The sequence below is a fragment of the Streptomyces sp. T028 genome (assembly GCF_048159505.1).
Classification (GTDB): Bacteria; Actinomycetota; Actinomycetes; order Streptomycetales; family Streptomycetaceae; genus Streptomyces.
The window spans coordinates 1-24,151 of the sequence record NZ_JBLRVZ010000075.1; the positions used below are offsets into that span (position 1 = coordinate 1).

Below are 24,151 nucleotides of genomic sequence, written 5' to 3' on the forward strand. Positions count from 1 at the left end.
CAAGCCACAGTCGTAGCCGCCTGGTCAGGCCACGACCAGCCCGACAGCCCCACCCGAAAGCCCGAAACGGGCATCACGTCACGTACTGCCCTCTAAGGGTGGTCAGAGCCAAGGTGGTGGCGTGCGGTTTGGGTGAGGTGCTGGTAGTGGTCGCGGGCGGCGGTAACTTGGCCGGCCTCGCCGAGGCTGTTGCCCATGCGGTGCAGCACCGCATGGGCATCCGGCCGGTATAGGGCCTCTTCGGCGCAGGCGGTCAGGGCTTGTGTATTGGCGCGGAGGGCCTGGACAAGGGTGGTGTCGCGTTCGATGGCGGGCCAGACGATGAGTAGGGCGTCCGCGGCGGTACGCGCGGTCTGGTCGTGTTGGTGGGGGGTGAGGGTGTCGCGGGTGGCGCGCTGGATGAGTTGGTGGACGCGGACGGCCTGGTGCGGGGTGGTGGATGTGTGGTCGATGAGGCTGAGCCGGTGCAGGGCGCTCAGGGCGCGCTTCGCGTCCCGAGGGGTTACCGGGGCCGGTCCCCCGGCGGGGGCCGGATCGGTGCGGGTGCGGTGTGTGGCGAGGTAGATGAGAACGGGCTTGCTGGTCAGGACGGTCTCGGGGACGCCGTTGGCATCGAGTAGGGAGGTCAGCTGAAGCATCGGGCGGGCCAGGCCGACAGGGCGCAGGGTGTCGGCGCGATCGATAGACAGGGACCAGGCAGCGGCCAGGGGCAGAGCCTGGTCGTCGGGCAGGGCATCGGGTGCGGTGTGGGCGAGAGTGGTGGTGCGGTCGGCCAGCAGGTGGCGGTAGTCGGCCACGGTCTCGCCGGTGTCGATGAGGTAGGCGGCCGCCTGGGAGAGGGCCAGGGGCAGATATCCGAGATCTTTGGCCAAGGCGGTCAGCTGGTCGGCGGATTCGTTGCGGTCGGTCAGAGAGCTGGTGAGGTAGGTGAGGGCTTCGTCTCGGGTGAACAGGCCGACCTCGATGGTGTGGCGGCCGTGGGCGGTGAGGGCGGCGTCCCGGCGGCGGGTGGTGACGAGGGTGCGGCCGTGAGGACTGGCCGGCGGCCACAGGCCGTTCAGGTCCGCGGGGTCGGTGACATCGTCCAGGACGATCAGCCACCGGAACGGCTTTGCTCCGGCCTTGGGGGTGAGCCAGGCGAGGAAGGACCGGGCGGCCTTCTCCGGGTCGCCTGGGTCGGCCCGGCACAGCTCCACGCCGGCCTGGGCGTATCCGGTCACGATGGGTGAGCGGGCGCTTGCGGTGACCCATACCAGGACGTCCAGGCCGCTGGCTGTGCTGTCGTCGTTCCAGGCGGTGCGGGCGTAGTCGGCGGCGAGCTGGGTCTTGCCGACCCCGCCCATCCCGGTCAGCAGCTGGGTCAGCACAATGGTGTCGCTACCGTCGACCGCCGTGCGCAGCCGGTCCGTTTCAGTGCGGTGCTGGAAAGACCGCGCCGCAGTGGGGATGACGCCGACCTGGTGCGGCCAGAGGGCCGGTTCCTGAGGCGCGCGCGGTTGCACGGTCAGCGTGCCGATGTTCAGGTAGCCGGTGTTGGCGATTCCGCCCCCGATGGCGGTCGCGTCCCCGGTGTGGGAGAGGCGTACCGGAGCGCCGAGGGCGCGGTAGCCGGTCACCGCCGTGCCCCCGGATGAGGCCGCAGCGTCCCCGGTGTCGGTCACCGTGACCTCTGCGCCGGCTTCGCAGGAGGCGCGCCGGTTGCTGTCTTCCTCGGCCATGCGATCGTCTTTCTTCCGCCTCTACTGCCCGCGCTTCGGCCAGTCCGGTCAGCTGTAGTCGATGCCGCTGGTGGCGCTGCTGCCGTCGCCGGTGGCGGTGGCGTTCCCGGTCTTCTCCGCCCTCGCCGATCCGCTGCCGCGGCCCTGAGGACGCTTGACACCCGTGGTGGCCCGGCCTCCGCCGCTCGCGCGCGCAGCCCCGGTCCGTACGGCCGTATCCTCGGTACGGTTTCCCGGATGCTGGAACAGGGCCCAGACCAGGGCCGCGATGCCGACGGCGGCCTGGACGCAGGCCCCGGCCAGCTGTCCCGCACCAGGACTGCCCAACAGCCAGATTAGCGGCGTGGAGACAATCCCCACGGCCGCCAGCACGATGACCGTGATCTTCCAACCCTGCGTCATGCCCGCCTTCCCCCTTCGCCTCCGGCGGGCCCCTCAGATCGGCTGACGGTCCGCCAATTCGTATGGTCTCGCCATGATTTCACGCAAAACAAGAAACGCGTCCCGCGTCACCACGGTTCCGCAGCTCCTCGCGCGGGATCAGCGGCGCCGACGGCGGTGCGCAGCGGCCGGCGCCCGTGCTCGTCGAGCTGGGCGAGTTCGCGGTCGTAGTCGACGGTGATGGAGCCGTAGTAGTTGACCGCCGAGCTGCGGGCCGGGGAGATGTGCGCCAGGACCTCGGCGTCCACCTCGCGGCCAGCGCCGACCAGTTCGTCAACGACCAGGCCGAGGTACGTGGTGTGCCAGAGACTATCTTGGGCAAACAGGTGAGCTGGTGCTGTTTGTGCAGGTAGAGCGCTTGCGGTCGCGTCCGCACGAGGTTCGACTGTGGTGACGTGGTGTTATGCGATAATTACTCGTCGCGATTGACTGGTCGGGGGGATGAATGACTGAAGTACTGATCAAACGGGGCGTCTCCGGTCTCCCGAGCGTGCCGCGCAGCGGCACGCCGGGCACCTACCCATATGAGGCGATCAAGGTCGCGAAGCTGCTTCGGGCGGAGGGCCTCACGGTCTCGTTCGAAGACGAGAAGCTCGACCGAGAGTATGTGACCCACGACGCGGCAGAGTTCTGGCTGCCGATCCTTGAGTTCGGCGCCGCAATCACCTCGGCTGTCCTCAGCGGCGTCCTGGTCGAGTTGATCAAGAGCTACCTGCCTTCTCGTTCCGGGAGCGATCAGCAGCCTGGTGTCGAGCAGCCCCTGCTGCACCTGGAAGTCATCCGGGGCGATGAGCGGACTGTCCTGGACGGTTCCGTGCAGGACGTTCTCGCGGCAGCCGAGCAGCTCCGCAATGGCGGCCCCGACGAGCATGAAAGGCTTCCTCGTGCGTGAGCGGTTCCAGCAGTGCGAGGTTGAGGTCGAGGGGGCGCGGAGCGCGCGCCACCCCGACGAGCATGTCAAAGAGGTTCTTCTCCGTCTCCGCGCAGAGCTGCGAGAGGTCATGGACCGGTCAGAGGGAAACGATCCGGAGCTGTTCGAACGCGCTCACAGGCTGCTGGATGAGGTGGGCGGAATCATCCGCCGTAGCTATCGGGAGTCATGCGTCCTGGAGTACCGCGAAGGCGCCTACTACCGCGAGTGCCCTGTCGACCTTGCGCACCGCCGAGAGGGGCTGAGTCCCGAGATGCGTGTTCGCGGCTCCGAGTGTTCTGTCTGCGGTGCAGATCCTGATGACTGCGACCACATCCCGGGCAACGAGTACGACGGGCAAGTGTGCAACAGCCGCATCACGGATTGCGTGATCGAAGCGGTTGCGTTGGTTGGTCGGCCGCGGTGGCAGGTCACCAGAATCACTAGCCTCGGAGTCGACGTTGAGGACCTCCGGCAGGCCTTGGGCCCAGAGTTCACACCAGGGATCAAAATCAGCTGTGACCATTGTATTTCGGGCTGCCAGGGGCTCATCTCGGATTTCGGGACGGCAAGCCACAGTTGAGCGCGAGCCGTAGCCCTGGCACCTTGGAGTGTTCCCGATCACGGGACACCACGAGCTAGTCTGGCGCTCGTTACGGCTCCGCTTGATCGCTGCTTGTGGACCGGCTTGGTGTCGACCCTCGACCGAGTCGGCGTCGCAGTTCGAGGTTCTCGCTCTGGGCGACTTCGAGGGCCTGCCTCAGCGCCTGGACCTCGTCGCGCTGCCGCCGTTTGAGTTCGGTGAGCTGGGCGGTGAGGGTGCGCACGACGCTGCTGGGCGAGTCGTCGGGCAGATGTGGGGCCGGCCTCGGCGGGTGGTTTCGCTGCTGGCCCCGGAGCTGTTCGACACGTCGGCGGAGTTCGGTGGACCGGTAGAGGAAGTCGAGCGAGACGTCGGCGGTCTGGGCGAGGCCGCGGAAGGTGACGGGTTGCCTGCGGCAGATCATCTCGCGCAGGCCCTTCTCGGCGCGGTCCTGGGCGGCGGCGCTCTTGAGGGCGGCGGCCTGTCGGAGGTTGTCGAGGTTGCCTCGCATGCTGGTCAGCTCCCGTCCTGGCTTCGGGTGATCCCGTGGGTGTGGGCGTCGACGCCCGCACCGCGGACGGCTTGCGGGGGCCCGTCTGCGAGGCGGGTCTGTTCCAGTTTGAGGATGATGCGGCCGAGGGCGTCCTGTTCCTGGCGGCGTCCGGCGAGCCAGACGTTGCCCGCACCCATCGGCTGTCCGGTCCGGGCTGTGAACGCGTTCTGCCGTTCCTCGATGAGCTGGGCGGTGCGCTGTCGCTGAGTGGTGAGCTCAGGCAGGAAAGTGGCGTCCGTGGCGAACTTGTCGCAGGTCAGGCAGGCGTTTCCTTTCGCGCACGCCTGACGGGGCGGCAGCAGGCACAGCCCGTTGGGCAGAATGGAGCTACCTGTCACTTGGACCCCTCCTTGAGAAAGAGGGAGTGCGTGGAACCGGCGCTGGGCCAGAGGAACGAGTAGGCGGCGAGGCCGACGATGTCACCGGCTTCGTCCTCGACCAGGAGCGCGGGCGCCAGGGGTGGGGAGCCGAAGAGGGCGTCCTCCACCTGGGCCCGGCGTTCCTCGAACGGGCTGGATCTCCGTCGAGCTTGGTGGCGTCGTTGGCCACATCAGCGACGGCGTCAACCGGTAGCTCGGGTCAGCAACGCTTCTATGCGGGAGCGGATGGACGTGGCCCGGGGGTCGGTATAAGGGGTCAGGTGGGTCAGGGCCTCGATCCAGTGGCCACGGGCAGTCTCGGGGTCCTCCGGGTGAACGGCTGCGGCCAGGTGGTCGAGTTCCAGGGCGAGCTGCCACGTGTCCCCTAGGTCGCGGTGAACGGCCGCGGCCTGGCGGTGGAAGGTGGTGGCCTCGCCGTGGCGGTCCATCGCGGCATACGTCTGGCCCGTGCCACGCCAGGCCAGGGCTTCGCGGCTGCGGTCGCCGAGGCGTCGGTGGAGCATGGCGGAGCGCTGGTAGGAGGTCAGGGCGTCGCCGTGCTGGCCGCCGGTGCGCTGGATGTCGCCGAGGGTGAGGAGCCAGAAGCCTTCTCGGGTGTGGTCGCGGAGGGCGAGCGCGATGTCGAGCGCCTCGTCGATGGATCGCCGGGCGGCATCCGTGTCGCCCTCTTCGAGTCGCAGGGCGGCTGCGATCCGAAGGAGGTTTCCTTCACCGCCACGATTGGCCAGGGCCCGGTGCGCGGCAAGCGCCTCGTCGATGACCGAGGCGGCCTCGGGCAGGCGGCCGGCGCTCAGGCGAGTGCTGGCGATGTTGGACAGCGCGGTAGCGGCTCGTTGACCAATTCCCAGGTCTCGGAAGACGGACATGGCCTGCCCGAAATGCGCGTCCGCCAAGTCGAGTTCGCGCTGTCGTAGATGGATCAGGCCCATGAGGTTGAGGGCCTGGGCCTCGTCGAACCGGCTCTGCGAGCTGCGACCCAACGTGACGGCTCGCTCCAGAGCGTCCAGGCCCTCGGAGAAATTGTTCAGAGCCCTGTGCGCGATGCCCGTGTTGATGAGCAGCCGTGTCTGCGCTCTCTGTTCCTCTCGTCTTGTCGCTGCCTCCAATCCGATTCGGCCCAGCTCCAGCCAGTCCCGCTCCGACGAGGAGGCGGGACGTGCGAACCACAGGATGGTGGCCAACTGCCAAGCCGTCTCGTCCATTCCGTTTCGGGCGGCGTCGCGCACGACGGGGAGGAAGTTGCCCTGTTCCCGTTCGGACCAGTCGACGGCGGCGTTGTAGTCGGTGAAGACGAGGGGAGTGACTTCCGGCAAGGGTTCAGGCAGTGGCAGGTGGTCCTCTGACGGATAGAGCCACGTCTGGGCGGCGTCGGCGGTGTGGAGGTACCAGCTCAGGACGCGTCGTCGCGCAGCTTGCCTTTGGTCGGACGACTCCTCTGCCTGCGCAAGGTCGGTGGCGTACGCGCGTAAGAGGTCGTGGAACTGGAACCGGTCCGGAGCGGTCTGCTCCAGCAGGTGGGCCCCGACCAGATCGTCGAGTAGCTGGCGTGTTCGGCTGGGTGTGGCTTCACCGAGGGCGGCGGCAGCGGGGAGGCTGAACGCCGCTCCAGGGTGCAGGCCAAGGAGGCGGAAGAGGCGGGCCGAGTGCGTGGGTAGAGCGCGATAGGACCAGGTGAAAACCGAACGGATTGCTTCGGCCTCGTCATCGATGCCGGTGCTGAGGGCGTCCCAGAGGGCGGACTCGTCACGCAGATCGCTGATGAGATCGTCGAGTCGCATGTGCGGGTGGCTGGCGGCCCGTTCCGCGGCGATCCGCAGGGCAAGCGGCAGACGGGCGCACAGGCGCGCCAGTTCTGCCAGTTTGTCGCCGTCGTCCTCGGGTCGGTAGCCCCTCGTGACCGCGCGCAGCAGAGCGACTGCCTCCGGCTCCGGAAGCGTGCCAAGGGTGATCCTTTGGGCGCCGTCACGCACCGAGAGACCCGCCAGGCGGCTGCGGCTGGTGACCACGACGAGGCTGTCTCCTCCGCCGGGGAGCAGCGGCCGGACTTGGCTGACCGTGGCCGCGTTGTCCAGGAGGATCAGGACCCGGCGGTCGGCGATCAGTGAGCGGTACATCGCTGCTGCGTCGTCGACGTCCTGGGGAACCTCGGCCGGGGCCACGCCCAGGGCCCGCAGGAAGCGCTGAAGTGCCTGCGCGGCTGTGACTGGTTCTCCGGGATCGTACCCGCGGAGGTTGACGAAGAGCTGGCCGTCGGGGAACTGGTCCTTGACCTGGTGCGCCCAGTGCAGGACCAGCGAGGTTTTGCCCGCGCCCGCCGTGCCGGCCACCACGTGAACGGAGACGACGACGCGTCCGCCGTTTCGGTCGGCGAGCACCGCGTTCAGCTGTCCCAGTTCGTGGGAGCGGTTGACGAAGGTGTTCACGTCGGCTGGGAGCTGGCGTGGGACGGGCCCCGATGGCCCCGGGGCGGCGGCGTGGTGGAAGTGGATGTCACCAGTGACGCTCCCGGCCTGTACGACATCGCGAGACGACCCGGAGAGGTCGTTCTGCGAGTCTCCGGGTCGCCTGTTGCCCTCTGTAGGCACGTCGATCGATGCGCCCTGGTCAGGCCGCGGGCGGCGGAGGCAGGTCGGCCACGGCACGGCTGAAGTACGCCTGGACGTCCTCCGCAGCCGCGTACAGTTCCTGCAGATACTCCGCCCAGTTCCTCACGGTGCTGGGATCGGTGAAGCGCATCGCCCCGTCCGGTTGACCGGCAGCGGTGTACAGCACACGGTAGAGAACCCGACTGTCCAGAAGGTTCAACTCCGGCAGCAGCGCATCGCCCTCCGCGGCGGCGACCGCGGAAGCAGGCAGGACGCGAACGGAATGCCCGCATTCCGCACTCAGTCGTAGCCAGTGCAGCTCCCACTGCACATACGGCGTCAGCGGCTCCTCAACCACACGAATACGATGAAAGACCGCCCCGCGCGACACTTCGTCCCTGGCCCTTCGAACCAAGGCGTCACGTTCGGCCTCGAACAGCCGCAACACTGCTGGCCAGTCCCCCTGACGCAGCGCCTCCCGGCTGTCGTCGTTCGTCTCCTCGAAGTGCTGCAACCGCTCCAGTTTCCAGGACTCCCCATCGCGGATCGCGGCGCGCCGCTCCCGGAAGTCCCGCTTGTAGTCCTGGCGTGTGAGCCGCTCACCCAGCTCGTCCGGGAGCCCAGGAGCGAGGAGATCAAGCATCGGGAATGTCCACCTTCGCCGCACTCAGCATGTTGCCCGGGATGACGACCAACCGCTCGTCCGGCCCCAGGTTCACCTCGCTCGGCAGGCACGACCGGTAGTGCGCGGTGAGATCGCGGCCGATCACGGCAACGTCACCGTTGCTCAGCTGCCAGATGTCCGGGCACTCGTCGTCGTCCTTGGAGTTGCCCAGCTCCGCCGCCGACTTACCGAGGCGCTTGACGAATAACGCAGACGGATCGGCTTCCCATGCGCGGGCCACGACTGCCTCCAGTATCCACAACATCACTGACAGTGTCCTCAACGATACCGGGCACACCTGGATGCGTACATCAGGAAAACCGCCAGTCCACGCAGCACTCCCCCAGCGGACGCTCGGACGTCCTGAGCTACCGCTCAATACCGCACGGGTGATCCAAGTCATTCAGATGGTGGGACGCAACCCCCTACGTCGACGGCATCCGAACCGGGGCCGCCCGGGACGTCGCAAGGGTCGACCGAAGCCTTCAACTCTCCCGCGCGGGAGGAGCTGTAGGACTGTTGAAGGTGATGCCGGAGAAGTCCCGACCCTGGATCACCGGACCATGCTGGGTACCGCCACTGACTGTGTTGGTCACCGAGCCGTCAGCCAACGCTGGAATCTGGCCACGCCACGAGTCCAGCGCGGCAGCGAACTCCGGGTCAACGGCCGCCCGCGCGGCGAGGGCACCACTCAACGCTTCTGCCCGTGCCGGTTCGCCTGGCGCCTCGCTCAGCGCCACCAACTCGGCCTCCCCGGGTGCCGGGGAGGCCGCCTGCCTGCCGAACGGTCTCCGCACCAACTCACTCAGCGTTGCCCAGGCCTGCCGACCCAGCTCGCCCCCGGCCCCGCCTGCCAGCGCCGCCAACACTCCCACCGATACCGGATCCAAGGCGTCTCCTCGACTACACGTTCCCGGTCTCATTTCGACTGACCCACGGTAGAGGCGCAACCATCCTCACCGCAGCCCGAATCTCTGAACCTTTCCAGACGCCGCTCAAATGAGCCGAGTCAGACCACCCGCCGCTGTCCGGGGCGGCAGACTGCACCGAGCCCGAGACGATGCCGCGCAGGCCCTGCGCGCGGCCGGCAGTCCAGCCGGTGACATAGCCGAGCAAAACCGCTAGGCCGTGACGCTCGCTTCGGTCAACTGCGGGGCAGAGCGACAGCGTGATGTCCCATCGACCCCCAGCTCAGAGGCGTCATCCGCCCCTCCGCTCCAGGGACTTTTCAGGGACTTTCAGCGCTGTCCGAGGGACTTCCGAGGGACTTTCCGCCGCCTAACGCGGCAAGCCCCTGAAAGACCGGAAAGGGCCTCCGTCGCAGATCAGAGGCCCTTTCCAAGGCAAAGCCGCAGGTGGCGGCAGACGAGTCGGGCTGTACGCCGGGTTCTGTCGCCCGGCTGCCTCGCGGCGGCCGGGGAGACGGCCATCCATCTAGGGCCGGTGTTGCCACCGGCCTCGTGCGGTCTACCCGCGGACTCGGGCGGGCAGCCCTCGAACGTCCGCGCAGAGCGCGCCTTTCACAGCGGCTCCTTTTGACCTTGCTCCGGGTGGGGTTTACCTAGCTGCCCAGGTCACCCTGGGCACTGGTGGTCTCTTACACCACCGTTTCACCCTTACCCAGCACCGAGGTGCTGGGCGGTTTGCTTTCTGTGGCACTGTCCCGCGGGTCACCCCGGGTGGCCGTTAGCCACCACCTTGCCCTGTGGAGCCCGGACGTTCCTCGGGAAGCCCCCTAGGGGGACTCCACGCGGCCGTCCGCCCGGCTCGTCTGCCGTGTCGACCATGTTACCGGGCGCGCGTCCTTCTTCGGTCCCGCCGCCGTCGCCAGCACCGAACCCGCGAGGATCAGGGCGAAGGCCGCCAGGACGCCCGCCGTCAGGGGCTCGTCCAGGAAGATCGCGCCCGCCGCCACCGCGACCGCCGGGTTGACGTACGTGATGACCGTCGAGCGCGTCGGGCCTATCTCCTTGATCAGTTCCAGGAAGGCGACGAACGCCACCGCCGTGCAGATCACGCCCAGGGCCGCGAGGGCGCCCAGGACCGACGCGGACGGTGTCTCGGCCGGCCAGGTCAGCGCCGCCGCCGGGGCGTAGACCAGGGCGGAAAGGGTCAGGCAGGGGGCGATCAGTTGCAGGGTCGGGACGTCCTTCAGGCGGCGGGCGGCTATGAGAGGGGCCGTCGCGTAGCCCACCACCGTCAGCAGCACCTCGGCCAGGGACTTCGCGTCTCCGCCGGTCAGGTGGGGGATCGTGAGGACTCCCACCCCCGCCAGGCCCACCGCCAGGCCCGTCGTCCGGCGGGCGCCCAGCACCTCGCCCTCCCCGAAGAAACGGGCCGCGACGACGCCGACGATCGGAACTCCCGCGATCAGCAGGCCCGCCGTGGAGCTGGACAGGTGGCGTTCGGCGTCGGTGAGGGTGAACCAGGGTCCGACAATCTCTATGCACGCGAAGGCCAGCATCGGGGCCCAGTGGGCGCGGACGGTCGGGAGAAAACCGCCCTGCCTCATCGCGAAGGGCAGCAGGATCAGTGCGCCCAGCGCGCACCGTGTGAACACCACCATGGACGGGGAGAGGTCCTCCACCGCCACCTTGATCAGCAGATAGGGAATGCCCCAGACCACTCCCATCAGGGAGAACAGAAACCAGCCGCGTGCAGTCATACGCGCAGTCTCGGCCGGATCACGGTCGACTGTCTTGAACGCTGTTGCGGTACGCCGCCGGCGTCACGCCCAGGACTCTGCGGAACCAGCGGGTCAGGTGGGCCTGGTCCGCGAAGCCGACCAGGGGCGCCACCTCGGCCGGGCGCAGTCCCCTGTCCAGGAGGGCGCGGGCGCGGTGCACCCGGTGCTGGGCCAGCCAGGCGTACGGCGGTACCCCCATCGTCGTACGGAAGGCCCGCAGGAGCTGGTATCGGGAGAGGCCGAGGGAGGCGGCGAGGTCGGCCAGGGACGGGGGTGCCAGGAGTTCGTCGGCCAGGCGGTCGCGGACCACGAGCGCTATGCGGCCCGCGCCGGGGACGGTGTCCTCGACCGGGCGGGCCGTCGAGTGGCGGCGGGCCAGGGCCGTCAGCAGCCAGGGGAGGCGGGACTCCGTCTCCAGGGGGTCGGGGCAGGCGCTCAGGTCCGTGTGGGCCGAGCGGAGGGCCGCGGCGAGTTCCGGGTCGTCGATCAGTGGTTCGCGGAAGTGCGGTTCACCGCCGAGGACACCCTCGGTGAGCAGGGCCGGGCCGGCGTACAGGGCGCGGTAGGCGTAGCCGTCGGTGGTGGTGGCGGGGCCGCCCGTGTGCATCTCGCCGGGGGCCAGGACGACGATGGCGCCGGGGCCGTGGCGGAATTGGCTGCCCCGGTAGTCGATGATCTCCGAGCCGCCGGTGCACACGCCCACCGTGAACTCGTCGTGGGCGTGCGGGGCGTAGACGTGCTTGTCGAAGCGCGCCGTCAGAAGATCGAGCGGCGGGCCGCACCGGCCCAGCCTCGCCCTCGTCCACAGCGCCTGTTCCATACCGCACCCCTTTCCTCCGAAGGAGTGCAACACGGGGAGGGTCAGAGAAAGTCCGAGGTGTCCAGGTCGAAGGCGAAGGGCTCGGGGAGGGTGAGGGGCTTGCCGAAGGAGACGCCGCAGCGTTGGGTGTAGTCGCCGCCGTCGCTGGGGTCACTGAAGAGCGTGATCTCGGACGTGTCGCGATCGACAAGCAGGTAGAACGGGATGCCGGCGCGGGCGTAGCAGCGGCGCTTGACCTCGCGGTCGGCCTTGGGCTTGGTGGAGGTGACCTCCAGCACCAGGGTTACGCCGTCGCTGGGCATCCAAGAGTCGGCTCCCCGAAAGAGGCGCAGTGCCCTGGGGGCAAACGTCCCGTCCGGGATGACGTGGTCCTTCGGACACCCCTCCGCCTTCCCCAGCGTCAGCCCTTTGTGACCCGAGAACTGCATCCTGGTCTGTGACCGCTCAAGAACCTGCTCCAGGATGAGCCCGATGTAGTCCTCGTGATCCCCATCCGGCGGCGGTGTCACTACGATCTCCCCCTCGACAAGCTCCGCCCGGAAACCCTCCGGGGTGTCCAGGGCGAGAAAGCCGTCCAGCAGGAATTCTTCCTGCGTGAGCGGCTCATGGGCCATGGCAGTCATGTCACGCCCCTCCTTCTTCGGTCGCTCGCCAGACTCGGGCATCGGTGGATCACCTGTCCGTGAGATCGGGAACCGTTCCCTCGATCGTGGCACACGATCGGGGCCACGGTCAGGCACGGCGCCGCCCCGCCCGTGCTTGACCCTGCCGCGACGTCAACGTCTCTACTGGTCGTATGCGGATCGGAGAACTCGCCGAGGCCGTCGGCGTCACCACGCGGGCCGTGCGGCACTACCACCAGCTGGGGCTGCTGCCCGAGCCCGAGCGGCTGGCCAACGGGTATCGGGACTACACGCTGCGGCACGCCGTCGTCCTCGCGCGGATCCGGCGGCTGACCGAGCTGGGGCTCGGGCTGGCGGAGATCAGGGACGTCCTCGCGGAGGACGCGGGCAAGGACCTCGTGGAGGTGCTCACCGAGCTCGATCAGGACCTGGCCCGGCAGGAGGTCGCGATCCGGGAGCGACGGGCCCGGCTGCGGGTGCTGCTGGACGCGGGGCGGCTGCCCGCCGAGGGGCCGGTCTCGCCGGAGCTGTCGGCGCTGTTCGCCCGGACGGCCGACCGGTTCTCGGACTCGCCCATGGCCGCCCGGGACCGCGAGGTGCTCGCCCTGATCGAGACGGCCGCCTCCCCGGCGGAGCGGGAGCGGCTGCTGGCGGCGGTCGAGGCGATCATGGAGTCGCCGGAGGCGGTGGCCCGCGCCAACGAGGCGTACGCCCTGCTGGACGCGCTCGCCGACGCCGACCCCGACGACCCCAGGGTGGAGACGGCCGCCCGGCGGCTCGCCGACTGCACCCCGCGCGAGCTGCTCCCGGACGGCGCCGCCGTCGACCACGAGCACACCTTCATGCGCGCGCTCTACGCCGACTTCGCCCCGGCCCAGGCGGAGGCCGTCCGCCGGACCCTGCGGATCCTCATGGAGGAGTCGTGAGAGCGGCCCGGGCCCTCGTCCTGCACGAGATACGGCTCCTCGTCAGCCTGGCGCTGTGGGCGGCCCGGCGGCTGCACGGGGTCGGGGACGGGCGGGCGTTCGGGTATGTGCGGGGGCAGGGCGCGATGACGGCCGGGTTCGCCTTCGTGTGCCTCGTCGAGACGTTCACCATGTCGGTGCTGCTGCGCGACCGGCCCACCGCGCACCGGATCCGCCTGGTCGAGGTCGGTGGCGCCGGGCGGGTCGATCGTGAGGAAGGGGGTGTCAGTGGCGTCGTACGGCGGCAGCGCCGGGGCCTTCGCCGCGCTCCCCCACTCTCGGCTTCGCTCGAGCGGGGGGGGGACCCCCATCGCCTCGGTCAGGACGCCGAGCGGGAAGGCGAGCGGGACCTTGAGCTCGGTGCGCAGTGTGTCGAGGGCGGCCCGCAGGACGGCTTGGGGGGCGCGCCGGTCACATGGATGTGGCGGCGGGGCATACGGCGAGCGTAGGGCGAAGGCGGCTCGGTGGCACGCCGTACGCTGTCGCAGAGTTCTACAGAAAGAGTTCTACAGAAGTAGGGCTCTACAGAAGGAGACCCCGTGCTTGTCCTGCTGCCGCCCTCCGAGGGGAAGGCCTCGTCCGGTCGTGGCGCGCCGTTGAAGCTGGAGTCGCTGGCGCTGCCGGGGCTGACCGCCGCCCGGGAGGCCGTGCTCGGCGAGCTGGCCGAGCTGTGCGCGAGCGACGAGGAGAAGGCGCGCGAGGTGCTCGGGCTCAGCGAGGGACTGCGCGGCGAGGTCGCCAAGAACGCGGAACTGCGCACCGCGGGCGCCCGGCCGGCCGGGGAGATCTACACGGGGGTGCTGTACGACGCCCTCGACCTGGCCTCCCTGGACGCGGCGGCGAAGAGGCGCGCGGCACGGTCGCTGCTGGTGTTCTCGGGGCTGTGGGGTGCCGTCCGGGTGACGGACCGGATCCCGTCGTACCGCTGCTCGATGGGGGTGAGGCTGCCGGGGCTCGGGGCGCTGGGCACGCACTGGCGTGCGCCGATGGCGGAGGTGCTGCCCGAGGCGGCCGGGGACGGGCTGGTGCTCGACCTGAGGTCGGCGGCGTACGGGGCCGCGTGGAAGCCGAAGGGGGAGGTGGCCGGGCGGACGGCGACCGTGCGGGTGCTGCACGCGCCGACCCGGAAGGTCGTCAGCCACTTCAACAAGGCGACGAAGGGGCGGATCGTACGGGGCCTGCTGGCGGCCGGGATCGCGCCGAAGGGCCCGGCGGAGCTGGTGGAGGCGCTGCGCGGGCTCGGGTACGTGGTGGAGGTGCGGGAGCCGGCGGGGGCGGGGACGCCCTGGACGCTGGATGTGCTGGTGGACGAGGTGCACTGAGCCGGCGCCAAGCGCCCGGTGGGCACCTTTTGGACGCCTTTTGGGCGCCTGTTGCAACATACGCAATGGCCTTTGCGCGGGTTGCACCCCCGAGGGCAGGATGAGGCGCATGACCTCACCGTCGCCCTCCCCTTCGGCTGCCTCGGTACTGGATCTGGCCCCGGTCGTGCCCGTGGTGGTCCTCGACGACGTGTCCGCCGCCGTGCCGCTGGCGCGGGCGCTGGTGGCGGGCGGGCTGCCCGCGATCGAGGTGACGCTTCGGACGCCGGTCGCGCTCGACGCGATCCGGGAGATCTCCGGGGCGGTCCCGGACGCCGTCGTCGGGGCCGGGACCGTGATCGCGCCGGAGCAGGTGACGGCGTGCGCGGCGGCCGGGGCGCGGTTCCTGGTGAGCCCGGGCTGGACGGACGTACTGCTGACGGCGATGCGGGCGTCGGGACTGCCGTATCTGCCGGGGGTGTCGACCACGTCCGAGGTGGTGGCGCTGCTGGAGCGCGGGGTGCGGGAGATGAAGTTCTTCCCGGCGCAGGCGGCCGGCGGGACCGCCTACCTCAGGTCCCTCGCCGGGCCGCTCCCGCAGGCCCGCTTCTGTCCGACGGGCGGGGTCGGCCCGGACAACGCGGCGGAGTACCTCGCGCTGCCCAACGTGGCGTGCGTGGGCGGGACCTGGATGCTGCCGGCGGACGCGGTGGCGGCGCGGGACTGGGCCCGGATCGAGGACCTGGCACGCGCCGCCTCCGCGCTCAGGGCCGCAGGTGCGATGTGTCGTTGAAGAGGCGGACGCTGGCGTTGCCGTCGGCGTAGTACGCCACCGCCGACAGCGAGGCCGCCGACAGCTCCATGCGGAACAGGGACTCGGGCGGGGCGCCCAGGGCGAGCCGTACGAACGTCTTGATCGGGGTCACATGGGTGACCAGCAGGACCGTGCGGCCCGCGTACGCCGCGACCAGCTTGTCGCGGGTGGCGGCGACCCGGGTGGCGGTGGCCGTGAAGCTCTCGCCGCCGCCGGTCGGTTCGGCCTCGGGGTCGGCGAGCCACCGGGTCAGGTCGTCGGGGTAGCGCTCCTGGACCTCGCCGAAGGTGAGCCCCTCCCAGGCGCCGAAGTCCGTCTCGATCAGCCCTTCCTCGATCGTCACCTCCAGACCGAGGCGGGCGGCGACGGCACCGGCGGTCTGGCGGGTGCGGGCCATCGGGGAGGCGAGGATGTGCTGGATCGTGCCGCGCCGGGCGAGCGCCGCCGCGACCCGCTCTGCCTGCTCGCGGCCGACCTCGGAGAGCGAGGGATCGGTGCCACCGCGGCCGGAGAACCGTTTCTGGGGGGTGAGCGGGGTCTCGCCGTGCCGGAGCAGGACGAAGGTGGCGGGGGCACCCAGGTCGGGAGCGGAACCCCAGCCGACGGAGGGGCTCGTGGCCATACCACCGGCCGAGGTCGCGCCCGTACCGACCGGGGTGGCGACCGTGCGGGCCGCCCGCAGATCGGCGGCGGCCTTCGGGACGGCGGTGGGGTCCGTGTCGGCGGGGCCGGTGACGTCGGCTGAGCCAGTGGCGCCGACAGGGCGGGCGGGACCGGTGACGTCGGCTGAGCCAGTGGCGCCGACGGGACGGACGGGACCGGTGACGTCTGTTGAGTCGGTGGTCGCGGCGCCTGTCGGGGTGGGCATCTCCGCCTCCTTCGAGGGCTCCGTCGGGTGGGGCGTACGTGCCTGGGCCAGGGCCTCGCGGGCCTTCGCCGCGCCCGCCGTCGCGTCTCCGGGCGGGCCGGACGGCTCCGGCACGGCCCTGGCGGCCCTGGCGGAAGCGGCCGTGTCCAGGGCGGCCCGGGAGGCCTCCGGGTCCCACTGCTCGCCGCGTCGGCCCGCGTCCATCGCCTCGTTGGCGAGCCGGTCGGCGTGCTTGTTCTTCTCGCGCGGGATCCACTCGTAGCTGACCTGCCCGGGCGCGACGAGCCGGGCGGCCTCGGCGGCCAGCGGCTTCATGTCGGGGTGCTTGATCTTCCAGCGGCCCGACATCTGCTCGACGACGAGCTTGGAGTCCATCCGCACCCGCACCGTGGCCGACGGGTCGAGTTCGAGGGCGGCGCGCAGACCGGCCAGCAGCCCCCGGTACTCGGCCACGTTGTTCGTGGCGACCCCGATGAACTCGGCGCGCTCGGCGAGGGTCTCCCCGGTCGCCGCGTCGATCACGACACTGCCGTACCCCGCGGGCCCGGGGTTGCCCCGCGACCCGCCGTCCGCCTCGACGATGAACTCCCGCACGCCGCAGTCCCCCTACAGCCCGGACTCGGATGTGCGCACCAGGATCCGGCGGCAGTTCTCGCACCGTACGACGGTGTCGGGCGCGGCCTGACGGATCTCGTTGAGCTCGGTGATGGCGAGCTCCTGGCGGCAGCCCTGGCAGGTGCGGGCGTGCAGCTTGGCCGCGCCGATGCCGCCCTGCTGCTCGCGCAGCTTGTCGTACAGCTTGAGCAGGTCGGCGGGGACGGACCCGGCGACGACCTCGCGCTCCTTGGTGACCGAGGAGGCCTCGCCGTCGATCTCCTCGGTGGCGGCGTCACGGCGGGCGGTCGCGTCGTCGATCTTGCCCTGGACGGCGCCGACGCGCTCGGTCAGCTCGGCGACCCGCTCCTGCGCGGACTCTCGGCGCTCCATGACCTCCAGGACGACGTCCTCGAGGTCGCCCTGGCGCTTGGCGAGGGAGACGATCTCCTTCTGGAGGTTCTCCAGGTCCTTGGGGGAGGTGACCGCGCCGGAGTCCAGGCGCTGCTGGTCGCGGGCGGCGCGCTGGCGCACCTGGTCCACGTCCTGCTCGGCCTTGGTCTGCTCGCGGGCGGTGTCGCTCTCCTCGGTCTGCGCGGCCACGAGCAGGTCGCGCAGTTGCGTCAGATCCTTGGTCAGCGACTCGATCTCGGCGTGCTCGGGCAGCGACCTGCGCTTGTGCGCGAGCTGCTGCAGACGGACGTCGAGGGCCTGGACGTCGAGAAGGCGGATCTGGTCGGCGGGCGCGGCGTTCAGTTGGGGGCTCCCAGTGCGCTAGAGGTGGGGCTGGACGCCGCGTGGGCGGTCCAGGGGTCGGTGACCGTGTGCGAGACGTGGACCCTCAGGCCCCATCCGTTGCGGTCGGAGATCTCGTCGAGCTGGGCTGCGGCCAGCTCGCACCAGGGCCATTCGGTGGCCCAGTGCGCCGCGTCGAGCAGCGCGAGAGGACTGCGGGAGCGGGCCTCGGACGCCGGGTGGTGGCGGAGGTCCGCGGTGAGGAAGGCGTCGACGCCGGCGGCACGGACGTGATCGAAGAGGCTGTCCCCGGAGCCGCCGCTGACGGCGACCGTGCGCACGAGCGCCTCGGGGTCGCCGGCCACCCGGATGCCCTGCGCGGTGGCGGGCAGCCGTTCGGCGGCGCGGGCGGCGAACTCGCGGACGGTGACCGGGTGGTCGAGCTCGCAGATCCGGCCGAGGCCGCGCCGCCCCTCGGGGTCGCTCGCGTCGGGCACGAGGGGCCGCACGACCCGCAGGTCGAGCGCGCCGGCGAGGGCGTCGCTCACGCCCGGGTCGGCGGTGTCGGCGTTGGTGTGGGCGACATGCAGGGCGATGTCGTTCTTGATGAGGGTGTGCACGACCCGGCCCTTGAAGGTGGAGGCCGCGACGGTCGTCGTCCCGCGCAGATAGAGGGGGTGGTGGGTGACGAGCAGACCGGCGCCGAGCTTCACCGCCTCGTCGACGACATCCTGCACGGGGTCGACGGCGAACAGCACCCGGGAGACGTCCTGATCCGGCTCCCCCACGACGGTGCCGACCGCGTCCCAGGACTCGGCCCGCTCGGCGGGCCACAGGTTCTCCAGCGCGGCGATGACTTCAGACAGACGGGGCACGGGGAAAAGGCTACCTGGCCGCTTCGCGGACCTGGGACGGACGGGAGTGTGTGCACATGACACCGCCGCATCCGCCACCGGCGTCGGCCACATCCGGCGGGACTCCGGGCGCCGGACACCCGTCGGCACCGCGGCCGCGTCCGGCGCCGGCGCATCCGGGACCGCCGCATCCGGCGGGGAACAGCACAGCCACCCCGTCCGCCTCTGATGAATCGCTTCTGCACCACTCGTACGAGGGAAGCCCCCCGGCTCCCGCTCGCCCGGCCGCGCGTACGAAAACTAGCTTCTTCGGCGGAGGTGACCGACCCATGACGGCCTGTGCGATCGAACCCACCGCGGAGGGCGGCGACGAGGACCCCACCCCGCCCGTCCTCCCGACCCCCTGTGTGATCAGCGCGGACGGCGCCTACGCCGCGCGCCTCGCCCGCGGCCCCCACGCCGACGCCTGGTTCCCGGAGCGCTGGACCCTCGACGGCCCCGAGCCCTACGCGGTACCCCTGCCCGTCCACCAGCCCGAGGAGCCCGGCACGGAGGTGCAGCCGCTGGCCGACGGCCGGGTGCTGGTGTGCCGGTCCGTCCAGGACCGGCACACCTTCTCCCTCCTCTACCCCACCGGCCCGGGCACCGGCGAACTCCCCCTGGGCGCCGTGGAGTGCCGCGGCGAGGGGGCCCGGCTGCACCTGCTGGCGCCGGCGCCCTGCGGCGAACGCGCCTACGCCCTCGCCGTGGGTGAGCGCACCAGCACCGTGTGGCTGGTGGCAGGCGGCGCCTTCGGCCCCGAGCGCCTCGCCGACGTCCCGGGGCGCTGCTCGGGCGGCGTCTGGCTGGACCGTACGGGCCGTCTGCTCGCCCTGGACCGGGAACTCGACGGCCGGACCAAGACGGTCGTGGTGGACCTGGAGTGCGGCGAGGTCTCCCCGCTGCTGCAGATCGCCGCCGACAGCGACGACCGTCTCCTGCTCGCCGACCCGGACAGCGGCCTGCTGGTGATCCGCTCGGACGCCCCCTCCCCCGGCACGCCCCGGCTCGGGTGGGGCGTGGTCGGCAGCACGCTGCCGGTCCGGTTCCCGGAGTCCCTGCGGCTGCCCGACTGCACGCTCACCCCGTTCGCCGTCCAGCCCGGGCAACTGCTCCTCCCGGAGGGCTGCGCGGTGGCGCTGCGCATCGACGGCCCCTGCGGCACCTGGGTCGGCACCTGGCGCGCGGCGGAACGGCGGCTCCACCAACTCGCCGTCCCCGAGGGCTGGCTGGCGGGCAGCGGCCTGTGGACAGCGGACGGTGTGCTGCGCCTGCCGTACGCCACGGCGGACGAACCCTGCGCGGTGGCCCGGCTGACCCCGCCCACCGTCCCCGCCCCCACCGCGGAACCGGAGCCGGCCCCACCGGAACCGACGGCTCCAGAGCCCACGACTCCGCGCCCCGTGCCCTTGCAGGAGGCTCCTCTGAGCCGACTTGTAACGAACTAGCTGCGGTTGGCGCGGCTGCCTGGATTCGCCCCGTGGTGCGCCGGATAAAATCACCCGGCTGTAAGAAGATCATGTTGACGGGGTGAACTCACCAGATGAGCGACGCAAGCACGACGCAGCCGCTGTCCGCCGACGCCCAGGAGGCGGCGGGTCACGGCCGGCACCGGGGGCAGATCTCGGCCCAGGACGGCAACGCGGCCCCCAGCGGGCGGCACCGCAAGCCGGCCGAGAACAAGGCCGAGGCGGCCGCAGCCGCAGCCGCCTGACAAGTACGCGGCAGGGGCCCGGNGGGGCCCGGTCGTCCGCACCCGGACGACCGGGCCCCTGCACATGCACCGCTCTCCTACTGCTGTTCTCTCTTCAGTCCCAGCACCTCCGCCGCCGCGAACGTCTCCCCCTCCGGCCGGTCCGCGAAGTGGGCGCCCAGGACGGTGTCCAGCTCCTCGAAGCCGAAGGTGTCGCCCTTGCTGTCGAACTTCGCCCGCACCCGCGGCCGTTCGACCACCGCGACCATCCCGCCGTGCACGACGAGCAGCTGCCCGTTGATCCGCGCGGCGGCCGGTGACGCCAAGTACCCGACGAGCGGCGCCACATGCTCGGGGGCGAGCGGGTCGAGTCCTTCGGCGGGCTGCTCGAACCCGGCGAAGACGTCCTGCGTCATCCGGGTCCGGGCCCGCGGGCAGATCGCGTTGACCGTCACGCCGTACTTGGCGAGGGCCAGCGCGCTGGACGTCGTCAGGCCGACGATCCCGCCCTTCGCCGCCGCGTAGTTGGGCTGCCCGGCCGACCCTGCGAGGAACGCCTCCGACGAGGTGTTCACGATCCGCCCGTAGACGGGGGCGCCCGTCGCCTTGGCGCGCTCCCGCCAGTGCGCGGCAGCGAAGCGGGTGGTGTTGAAGTGGCCCTTGAGGTGGACCCGGATCACCGCGTCCCACTCCCCCTCCGCCATCGAGAAGACCATGCGGTCGCGCAGGATGCCCGCGTTGTTGACGACGACGTCCAGCCTGCCGAACTCGGCGATCGCCGTTTCGACCAGTTCACGGGCCTGCCGGAAGTCGGAGACGTCGCCCGTGTGGACGAGGGCGGTGCCGCCCGCCGCCCGGATCTCGGCCGCGACCTCCTCCGCCGGGGCGGCCGACGCCTCGCCGGAGCCGTCGCGCCCGGGCTGTCCGTAGTCGTTGACGACGACCGCCGCGCCCAGCCGGGCCAGCTCCAGTGCCTCGGCCCGGCCGAGCCCGCGCCCGGCACCGGTGACGACCGCCGCGAGCCCCTCCAGTGGCAGTTCCGGAGGCAGTTCCGGAGGCAGTGACGTCCGTGGGCGTGACATCCGTGGGCCCGCCCCTCAGATCTCTATGCAGGTGCGCAGGGCCGTCCCGGTGCGCATCTGGTCCAGCGCCTCGTTGATCTCGGCGAGCGGGACACGGTGGGTGATCAGCCCGGCGAGGTCGATCCGGCCGGCCCGCCACAGGGCGATCGTGCGCTCGTAGGAGGTCAGGACGTCTCCGCCGCCGTACATCGAGGGCAGGATCCGCTTCTCGTCGAAGAACAGCTCGAACATGTTGAGCTGGAGGTGGTCGTCCATGGCGCCCGCGCCGACGACCACGAGGGTGCCGCCGCGCCGGGTGTTCTCGTAGGCGGTGCGGGCGGTGGCGGAGCGGCCGACGACCTCGAAGACGTAGTCGAAGCCCTCGCCGCCGGTGACCTCCTGCTTGGCGCCGGGCAGTTCCTCCGGCGGGACCGCCCTCGTGGCCCCGAACCTGAGGGCGGACTCGCGGCGCGAGGCGACCGGGTCGACGGCGACGATCTCGGCGGCGCCCTTGAGCCGCGCGCCCTGCACGGCCGAGATGCCGACCCCGCCGCAGCCGATGACCGCTACGGACGACCCGGCCTCCACGTCCGCGGTGTTGAGCGCGGCGCCCAGACCCGTGGTCACCCCGCACCCGATGAGCGCGGCGATGTCGAAGGGCACGTCATCGGGGATCGGGACCGCGCAGCCCGCGTCGACGACGACCTCCTCGGCGAAGGTGCCGGTGCCGGCGAAACCGAACACATCCCCTCCGGGGCGGCGGAAGTTGGGCGTCCCCGCGTTCATGAACCCGGCCAGGCACAGCTCGGTCTGGCCGCGCTTGCAGGCGGGACAGGCGCCGCAGGCGGGCAGCCAGCAGACGACGACCCGGTCACCGGGCTTCACCCGGGTGACGCCCTCCCCCACCTCCAGGATCTCGCCCGCGCCCTCGTGTCCGGGCACGAACGGCGCGGGCTGCGGCAGCACCCCGCCCATCGCGGAGAGGTCCGAGTGGCACAGCCCGGTGGCCCGGACCCGGATCCTGACCCGGCCCGGGCCGAACCCCACCGCCTCGACGTCGTCGAGGACCTCCAGCTTGTCCTGGCCGATCTCGTGCAGTACGGCTGCGCGCATGGTGCGGCTCCCCTCGGTGCCCTTACGGGGCGATCCCCTTACGGAAATGGGTGGTTCAGGAGTGCTCTACGACGGTGTCGGCGAGGACGGGTGCGTCGTCCCGCTCGACGGCGCTCACGGCCACCCGCACCTCGCCCTGCCCGCGCCACATCCGGACGCGCAGGGTCTCGCCGGGGAAGACGACACCGGCGAAGCGGGTGGTGTACGACCGCACCCGGCTCACGTCCCCGTCGAGCAAGGTGTCGACGACCGCCTTCAGGGTGATCCCGTAGGTGCACAGGCCGTGCAGGATGGGCCGGTCGAACCCGGCGCGCTTGGCGAACTCGGGGTCGGCGTGCAGCGGGTTGTAGTCGCCGGAGAGGCGGTAGAGCAGCGCCTGGTCCTCGCGTACGGCCCGCTCGACGGTCCGGTCCGGCTCCCCGGCGGGCGGGTCGAGGCGTCCGGACGGCCCCCGGTCACCGCCCCAACCGCCCTCCCCGCGTACGAAGATCTGGGCGTCGTTCGTCCACAGCGGGCCCTCGGCGTCGGCCACCTCGGTGCGCATGACGAGGACGGCGGCCTTGCCCTTGTCGTACACGGCGGCGATCCGGCCGGTGGCGGTGGCGGTGCCCTCGGTCGGCAGGGGGCGGTGGATCTCCAGGCGCTGGCCGCCGTGCAGGACGCGGGCGAGGTCGACGTCGACACCGGGCATGGACAGTCCACTGATCACACCGGGCGAGCCGGAGCCCGCGACGGTGGCGAAGCTCGGCAGGACGTGCAGGCGGGACTCCAGGGTGTAGCGCAGCTCGTCGGGGTCGGTGGCGGGGAGGCCGGCGCCGATCCCGAGGTGGTAGAGCTGGACGTCCTTGCGGGTCCAGGAGATCTCGCCGGACCGGGGTTCGGCGGCGACCGCCTTGGCTGCGTCGATGGGCATGGGGCTCCTGAGTGTCCGTCGAGGTCCGTCGAGGTCACGGTCCTGTCCAAGACCTCGGTGCGACCGTCCGCACCGATCGGGCGCACCGAGGCCGTCGCGCACCGATCTAGAACGCGTTCCAGTCCGGCGCCTTTTGTATAGCCCAGGGCTCGACAGTTGTGAAGGCTCCTGACGGGGTGTCAGAGAGGGCGGGCGGGGAGGCTCGCCAAGCGTGAACCGGTGACGTCCGGATCTGCCGAAGCGCCGTCCGCGGTTGTAGCGTCGAAGGAGTGGACACCGCTGGAACGCAGGGAGCAGAGATGGCACTGCGGGCGGAGCGACGGTCGCCGACATCGCGGCAGGACAGGGCGGGATCCCCCGCCCCCGGCGAACAGCCGGTGCCGGAGGGGTGACAGCGGCCGCCAGCCGTTCGAGCGCCCGTGAACCTCAGCCCGCCCGGGTTGGAAGCCCCCTCTCTCCTCGGCCATCGGCAAGACGGACACCCGCAACCGCACGGAGGCCCTGCGCGAGGCCCGCCGCCAGGGGCTGGTTGTAGCGGACCGGGGCCGCCGGGACCGGGGTTGTCAGGGCCTAGATCCCGGCGCCGCCGGTTCGCCGCAGTACGCGCAGCGAGCCGGTGTCGGAGACCTCGGTGAAGGCGCCGGAGGCCAGGGCGCGCAGGTAGACGCGGTAGGGGGCCTGCCCGGTGAACTCGTCGACGGGGTCGGGAAAGACGTCGTGGATGACGAGGAGGCCGCCCTCGGCGACATGCGGGGCCCAGCCCTCGTAGTCGGCGGTGGCGTGCTCGTCGGTGTGACCGCCGTCGACGAAGACGAGGCCGAGGGGCGAGTTCCAGATCTTCGCGATCTGCGGGGAGCGTCCGACCAGGGCGACGACATGCTCCTCCAGGCCCGCCCGGTGCAGGGTGCGGCGGAAGGTGGGCAGCGTGTCCATCAGCCCGATCTCGGGGTCGACGGTCTCCGGGTCGTGATAGTCCCACCCCGGCTGCTGCTCCTCGCTCCCCCGGTGATGATCGACGGTGAGCGCGACGACTCCCGCCTCCCGAGCCGCGTCGGCCAGCAGAACGGTGGACCGCCCGCAGTAGGTCCCGACCTCCAGCAGCGGCAGCCCAAGCGCTCCCGCCTCAACAGCAGCCGCATACAACGCAAGCCCCTCGTCCAAGGGCATGAACCCCTTCGCCGCCTCAAACGCGGCAAGAATCGAGGGCTTGGGGTCGGCGGCAGCCATGGGGCGCTTCC

Annotated in this window: 26 protein-coding genes, 1 other RNA gene and 2 pseudogenes; 9 read left to right on the top strand and 20 right to left on the bottom strand. The window is 71.1% G+C overall.

The features are described from left to right. Nucleotides 1-92: 92 nt before the first annotated feature. The 3 genes from ACLZN2_RS47715 to ACLZN2_RS47725 all read right to left on the bottom strand — a co-directional run bounded on the left by ACLZN2_RS47715 (nucleotide 93) and on the right by ACLZN2_RS47725 (nucleotide 2,407). Nucleotides 93-1,718: an NB-ARC domain-containing protein gene (locus ACLZN2_RS47715; protein ID WP_416986327.1), complete on the bottom strand. Its 1,626-nt coding sequence runs from the start codon at nucleotides 1,716-1,718 to the stop codon at nucleotides 93-95. A gap of 48 nt (nucleotides 1,719-1,766) precedes the next feature. Then, nucleotides 1,767-2,120, bottom strand: coding sequence for a hypothetical protein (locus tag ACLZN2_RS47720; protein WP_416986328.1), 354 nt, complete (start codon nucleotides 2,118-2,120; stop codon nucleotides 1,767-1,769). A gap of 107 nt (nucleotides 2,121-2,227) precedes the next feature. Continuing rightward, nucleotides 2,228-2,407, bottom strand: a complete 180-nt coding sequence (locus tag ACLZN2_RS47725) for a hypothetical protein (RefSeq protein WP_416986329.1) — start codon at nucleotides 2,405-2,407, stop codon at nucleotides 2,228-2,230. A 197-nt stretch (nucleotides 2,408-2,604) separates the two neighbouring features. Between ACLZN2_RS47725 and ACLZN2_RS47730 the strand changes: the two genes are divergently transcribed. Together ACLZN2_RS47730 and ACLZN2_RS47735 are read left to right on the top strand one after the other, a co-directional pair. Beyond that, a complete protein-coding gene (locus ACLZN2_RS47730) occupies nucleotides 2,605-3,051 on the top strand; it encodes a hypothetical protein (RefSeq protein ID WP_416986330.1) in 447 nt (148 codons plus the stop codon). Continuing rightward, entirely contained in the window at nucleotides 3,011-3,652 is a 642-nt protein-coding gene (locus ACLZN2_RS47735) for a hypothetical protein (protein WP_416986331.1), read from the top strand. Before ACLZN2_RS47730 ends, ACLZN2_RS47735 begins: the two co-directional genes overlap by 41 nt. A gap of 70 nt (nucleotides 3,653-3,722) precedes the next feature. Here the strand turns inward: ACLZN2_RS47735 and ACLZN2_RS47740 are convergent, their stop codons facing one another. From ACLZN2_RS47740 to ACLZN2_RS47785, 10 genes and pseudogenes are all read right to left on the bottom strand, one after another. Next, nucleotides 3,723-4,163 (bottom strand): DUF6262 family protein, encoded by a 441-nt coding sequence (locus tag ACLZN2_RS47740; protein WP_416986332.1) that lies wholly within the window; start codon nucleotides 4,161-4,163, stop codon nucleotides 3,723-3,725. 5 nt (nucleotides 4,164-4,168) lie between these two features. Further along, complete coding sequence (locus ACLZN2_RS47745; RefSeq protein WP_416986333.1) at nucleotides 4,169-4,543, bottom strand: hypothetical protein; 375 nt, start codon at nucleotides 4,541-4,543, stop codon at nucleotides 4,169-4,171. Next, nucleotides 4,540-4,692 (bottom strand): hypothetical protein, encoded by a 153-nt coding sequence (locus ACLZN2_RS47750; RefSeq protein WP_416986334.1) that lies wholly within the window; start codon nucleotides 4,690-4,692, stop codon nucleotides 4,540-4,542. Before ACLZN2_RS47750 ends, ACLZN2_RS47745 begins: the two co-directional genes overlap by 4 nt. Nucleotides 4,693-4,767: 75 nt before the next feature. Continuing rightward, nucleotides 4,768-6,699: a tetratricopeptide repeat protein gene (locus ACLZN2_RS47755; RefSeq protein ID WP_416986368.1), complete on the bottom strand. Its 1,932-nt coding sequence runs from the start codon at nucleotides 6,697-6,699 to the stop codon at nucleotides 4,768-4,770. A gap of 490 nt (nucleotides 6,700-7,189) precedes the next feature. Then, complete coding sequence (locus ACLZN2_RS47760) at nucleotides 7,190-7,813, bottom strand: DUF6879 family protein (RefSeq protein WP_416986335.1); 624 nt, start codon at nucleotides 7,811-7,813, stop codon at nucleotides 7,190-7,192. Continuing rightward, nucleotides 7,806-8,075, bottom strand: a complete 270-nt coding sequence (locus ACLZN2_RS47765) for a hypothetical protein (protein WP_416986336.1) — start codon at nucleotides 8,073-8,075, stop codon at nucleotides 7,806-7,808. The genes ACLZN2_RS47760 and ACLZN2_RS47765 overlap by 8 nt, the downstream gene beginning before the upstream one ends. Nucleotides 8,076-9,196: 1,121 nt before the next feature. Further along, nucleotides 9,197-9,604, bottom strand: an RNA gene (gene rnpB / locus ACLZN2_RS47770) — RNase P RNA component class A. 115 nt (nucleotides 9,605-9,719) lie between these two features. Beyond that, nucleotides 9,720-10,499, bottom strand: a pseudogene (locus tag ACLZN2_RS47775) (DMT family transporter); the annotation flags it as partial. Nucleotides 10,500-10,518: 19 nt separating this feature from the next. Beyond that, a complete protein-coding gene (locus tag ACLZN2_RS47780) occupies nucleotides 10,519-11,340 on the bottom strand; it encodes a helix-turn-helix domain-containing protein (protein WP_416986337.1) in 822 nt (273 codons plus the stop codon). Nucleotides 11,341-11,381: 41 nt separating this feature from the next. Then, nucleotides 11,382-11,963, bottom strand: coding sequence for a Uma2 family endonuclease (locus ACLZN2_RS47785; RefSeq protein WP_416986338.1), 582 nt, complete (start codon nucleotides 11,961-11,963; stop codon nucleotides 11,382-11,384). A gap of 173 nt (nucleotides 11,964-12,136) precedes the next feature. On the opposite strand from ACLZN2_RS47785, the gene ACLZN2_RS47790 reads away from it, so the two are divergent. The 4 genes from ACLZN2_RS47790 to eda all read left to right on the top strand — a co-directional run bounded on the left by ACLZN2_RS47790 (nucleotide 12,137) and on the right by eda (nucleotide 15,022). Further along, the gene (locus ACLZN2_RS47790) at nucleotides 12,137-12,889 is read left to right on the top strand and encodes a MerR family transcriptional regulator (protein WP_416986339.1); all 753 of its coding nucleotides are present in this window, start codon (nucleotides 12,137-12,139) and stop codon (nucleotides 12,887-12,889) included. After that, entirely contained in the window at nucleotides 12,886-13,377 is a 492-nt protein-coding gene (locus ACLZN2_RS47795) for a hypothetical protein (RefSeq protein WP_416986340.1), read from the top strand. Before ACLZN2_RS47790 ends, ACLZN2_RS47795 begins: the two co-directional genes overlap by 4 nt. Before the next feature lie 90 nt (nucleotides 13,378-13,467). Next, nucleotides 13,468-14,250 (top strand): peroxide stress protein YaaA, encoded by a 783-nt coding sequence (gene yaaA, locus ACLZN2_RS47800; protein WP_416986341.1) that lies wholly within the window; start codon nucleotides 13,468-13,470, stop codon nucleotides 14,248-14,250. A 109-nt stretch (nucleotides 14,251-14,359) separates the two neighbouring features. Further along, nucleotides 14,360-15,022: a bifunctional 4-hydroxy-2-oxoglutarate aldolase/2-dehydro-3-deoxy-phosphogluconate aldolase gene (gene eda, locus ACLZN2_RS47805; RefSeq protein WP_416986342.1), complete on the top strand. Its 663-nt coding sequence runs from the start codon at nucleotides 14,360-14,362 to the stop codon at nucleotides 15,020-15,022. On the opposite strand, the gene ACLZN2_RS47810 is transcribed toward eda, so the two are convergent. From ACLZN2_RS47810 to ACLZN2_RS47820, 3 genes are read right to left on the bottom strand one after another with little or no spacing between them, the layout of a single operon-like run. Continuing rightward, nucleotides 14,994-16,505: a bifunctional RNase H/acid phosphatase gene (locus ACLZN2_RS47810; protein ID WP_416986343.1), complete on the bottom strand. Its 1,512-nt coding sequence runs from the start codon at nucleotides 16,503-16,505 to the stop codon at nucleotides 14,994-14,996. The genes eda and ACLZN2_RS47810 overlap by 29 nt on opposite strands. Before the next feature lie 12 nt (nucleotides 16,506-16,517). Continuing rightward, nucleotides 16,518-17,261 carry a zinc ribbon domain-containing protein gene (locus ACLZN2_RS47815; protein ID WP_416986369.1) on the bottom strand — a complete coding sequence of 248 codons (744 nt, stop codon included), beginning with the start codon at nucleotides 17,259-17,261 and terminating at the stop codon, nucleotides 16,518-16,520. Beyond that, nucleotides 17,258-18,115 carry a Nif3-like dinuclear metal center hexameric protein gene (locus ACLZN2_RS47820; RefSeq protein WP_416986344.1) on the bottom strand — a complete coding sequence of 286 codons (858 nt, stop codon included), beginning with the start codon at nucleotides 18,113-18,115 and terminating at the stop codon, nucleotides 17,258-17,260. Before ACLZN2_RS47820 ends, ACLZN2_RS47815 begins: the two co-directional genes overlap by 4 nt. A gap of 308 nt (nucleotides 18,116-18,423) precedes the next feature. On the opposite strand from ACLZN2_RS47820, the gene ACLZN2_RS47825 reads away from it, so the two are divergent. Together ACLZN2_RS47825 and ACLZN2_RS47830 are read left to right on the top strand one after the other, a co-directional pair. Continuing rightward, a complete protein-coding gene (locus ACLZN2_RS47825) occupies nucleotides 18,424-19,581 on the top strand; it encodes a hypothetical protein (RefSeq protein WP_416986345.1) in 1,158 nt (385 codons plus the stop codon). Between the two features lie 95 nt (nucleotides 19,582-19,676). Further along, on the top strand, nucleotides 19,677-19,847 hold the full coding sequence (locus ACLZN2_RS47830) for a hypothetical protein (protein ID WP_416986346.1): 171 nt from the start codon (nucleotides 19,677-19,679) through the stop codon (nucleotides 19,845-19,847). 77 nt (nucleotides 19,848-19,924) lie between these two features. Here ACLZN2_RS47830 and ACLZN2_RS47835 read toward each other — a convergent pair whose 3' ends face one another. Genes ACLZN2_RS47835 through ACLZN2_RS47845 form a run of 3 tightly spaced genes read right to left on the bottom strand, consistent with a single transcriptional unit; the run spans nucleotide 19,925 to nucleotide 22,913 of the window. Beyond that, nucleotides 19,925-20,908 (bottom strand): 3-oxoacyl-ACP reductase, encoded by a 984-nt coding sequence (locus ACLZN2_RS47835; RefSeq protein ID WP_416986347.1) that lies wholly within the window; start codon nucleotides 20,906-20,908, stop codon nucleotides 19,925-19,927. A 15-nt stretch (nucleotides 20,909-20,923) separates the two neighbouring features. After that, on the bottom strand, nucleotides 20,924-22,000 hold the full coding sequence (locus ACLZN2_RS47840; protein WP_416986348.1) for a Zn-dependent alcohol dehydrogenase: 1,077 nt from the start codon (nucleotides 21,998-22,000) through the stop codon (nucleotides 20,924-20,926). A 55-nt stretch (nucleotides 22,001-22,055) separates the two neighbouring features. Next, the gene (locus tag ACLZN2_RS47845; protein WP_416986349.1) at nucleotides 22,056-22,913 is read right to left on the bottom strand and encodes a MaoC/PaaZ C-terminal domain-containing protein; all 858 of its coding nucleotides are present in this window, start codon (nucleotides 22,911-22,913) and stop codon (nucleotides 22,056-22,058) included. A 453-nt stretch (nucleotides 22,914-23,366) separates the two neighbouring features. Here ACLZN2_RS47845 and ACLZN2_RS47850 point away from each other — a divergent pair. Further along, a pseudogene (locus ACLZN2_RS47850) lies at nucleotides 23,367-23,438 on the top strand (DNA-binding response regulator); the annotation flags it as partial. A 45-nt stretch (nucleotides 23,439-23,483) separates the two neighbouring features. Here ACLZN2_RS47850 and ACLZN2_RS47855 read toward each other — a convergent pair. Beyond that, nucleotides 23,484-24,140, bottom strand: a complete 657-nt coding sequence (locus tag ACLZN2_RS47855; RefSeq protein WP_416986350.1) for a class I SAM-dependent methyltransferase — start codon at nucleotides 24,138-24,140, stop codon at nucleotides 23,484-23,486. Between the last annotated feature and the right edge of the window lie 11 nt (nucleotides 24,141-24,151).

What these genes read in the sequence shown, in the direction of transcription:
- ACLZN2_RS47785 (WP_416986338.1), bottom strand. Translation starts at nt 11,963, where the DNA reads ATGACTGCCATGGCCCATGAGCCGCTCACGCAGGAAGAATTCCTGCTG.
- ACLZN2_RS47825 (WP_416986345.1), top strand. Translation starts at nt 18,424, where the DNA reads ATGACGGCCTGTGCGATCGAACCCACCGCGGAGGGCGGCGACGAGGAC.
- ACLZN2_RS47855 (WP_416986350.1), bottom strand. Translation starts at nt 24,140, where the DNA reads ATGGCTGCCGCCGACCCCAAGCCCTCGATTCTTGCCGCGTTTGAGGCG.
- ACLZN2_RS47740 (WP_416986332.1), bottom strand. Translation starts at nt 4,163, where the DNA reads ATGCGAGGCAACCTCGACAACCTCCGACAGGCCGCCGCCCTCAAGAGC.
- ACLZN2_RS47780 (WP_416986337.1), bottom strand. Translation starts at nt 11,340, where the DNA reads ATGGAACAGGCGCTGTGGACGAGGGCGAGGCTGGGCCGGTGCGGCCCG.
- ACLZN2_RS47835 (WP_416986347.1), bottom strand. Translation starts at nt 20,908, where the DNA reads ATGTCACGCCCACGGACGTCACTGCCTCCGGAACTGCCTCCGGAACTG.
- ACLZN2_RS47730 (WP_416986330.1), top strand. Translation starts at nt 2,605, where the DNA reads ATGACTGAAGTACTGATCAAACGGGGCGTCTCCGGTCTCCCGAGCGTG.
- ACLZN2_RS47790 (WP_416986339.1), top strand. Translation starts at nt 12,137, where the DNA reads ATGCGGATCGGAGAACTCGCCGAGGCCGTCGGCGTCACCACGCGGGCC.
- ACLZN2_RS47755 (WP_416986368.1), bottom strand. Translation starts at nt 6,699, where the DNA reads ATGTACCGCTCACTGATCGCCGACCGCCGGGTCCTGATCCTCCTGGAC.
- ACLZN2_RS47735 (WP_416986331.1), top strand. Translation starts at nt 3,011, where the DNA reads ATGGCGGCCCCGACGAGCATGAAAGGCTTCCTCGTGCGTGAGCGGTTC.
- ACLZN2_RS47845 (WP_416986349.1), bottom strand. Translation starts at nt 22,913, where the DNA reads ATGCCCATCGACGCAGCCAAGGCGGTCGCCGCCGAACCCCGGTCCGGC.
- ACLZN2_RS47715 (WP_416986327.1), bottom strand. Translation starts at nt 1,718, where the DNA reads ATGGCCGAGGAAGACAGCAACCGGCGCGCCTCCTGCGAAGCCGGCGCA.
- ACLZN2_RS47840 (WP_416986348.1), bottom strand. Translation starts at nt 22,000, where the DNA reads ATGCGCGCAGCCGTACTGCACGAGATCGGCCAGGACAAGCTGGAGGTC.
- ACLZN2_RS47760 (WP_416986335.1), bottom strand. Translation starts at nt 7,813, where the DNA reads ATGCTTGATCTCCTCGCTCCTGGGCTCCCGGACGAGCTGGGTGAGCGG.
- ACLZN2_RS47720 (WP_416986328.1), bottom strand. Translation starts at nt 2,120, where the DNA reads ATGACGCAGGGTTGGAAGATCACGGTCATCGTGCTGGCGGCCGTGGGG.
- ACLZN2_RS47830 (WP_416986346.1), top strand. Translation starts at nt 19,677, where the DNA reads ATGAGCGACGCAAGCACGACGCAGCCGCTGTCCGCCGACGCCCAGGAG.
- eda (WP_416986342.1), top strand. Translation starts at nt 14,360, where the DNA reads ATGACCTCACCGTCGCCCTCCCCTTCGGCTGCCTCGGTACTGGATCTG.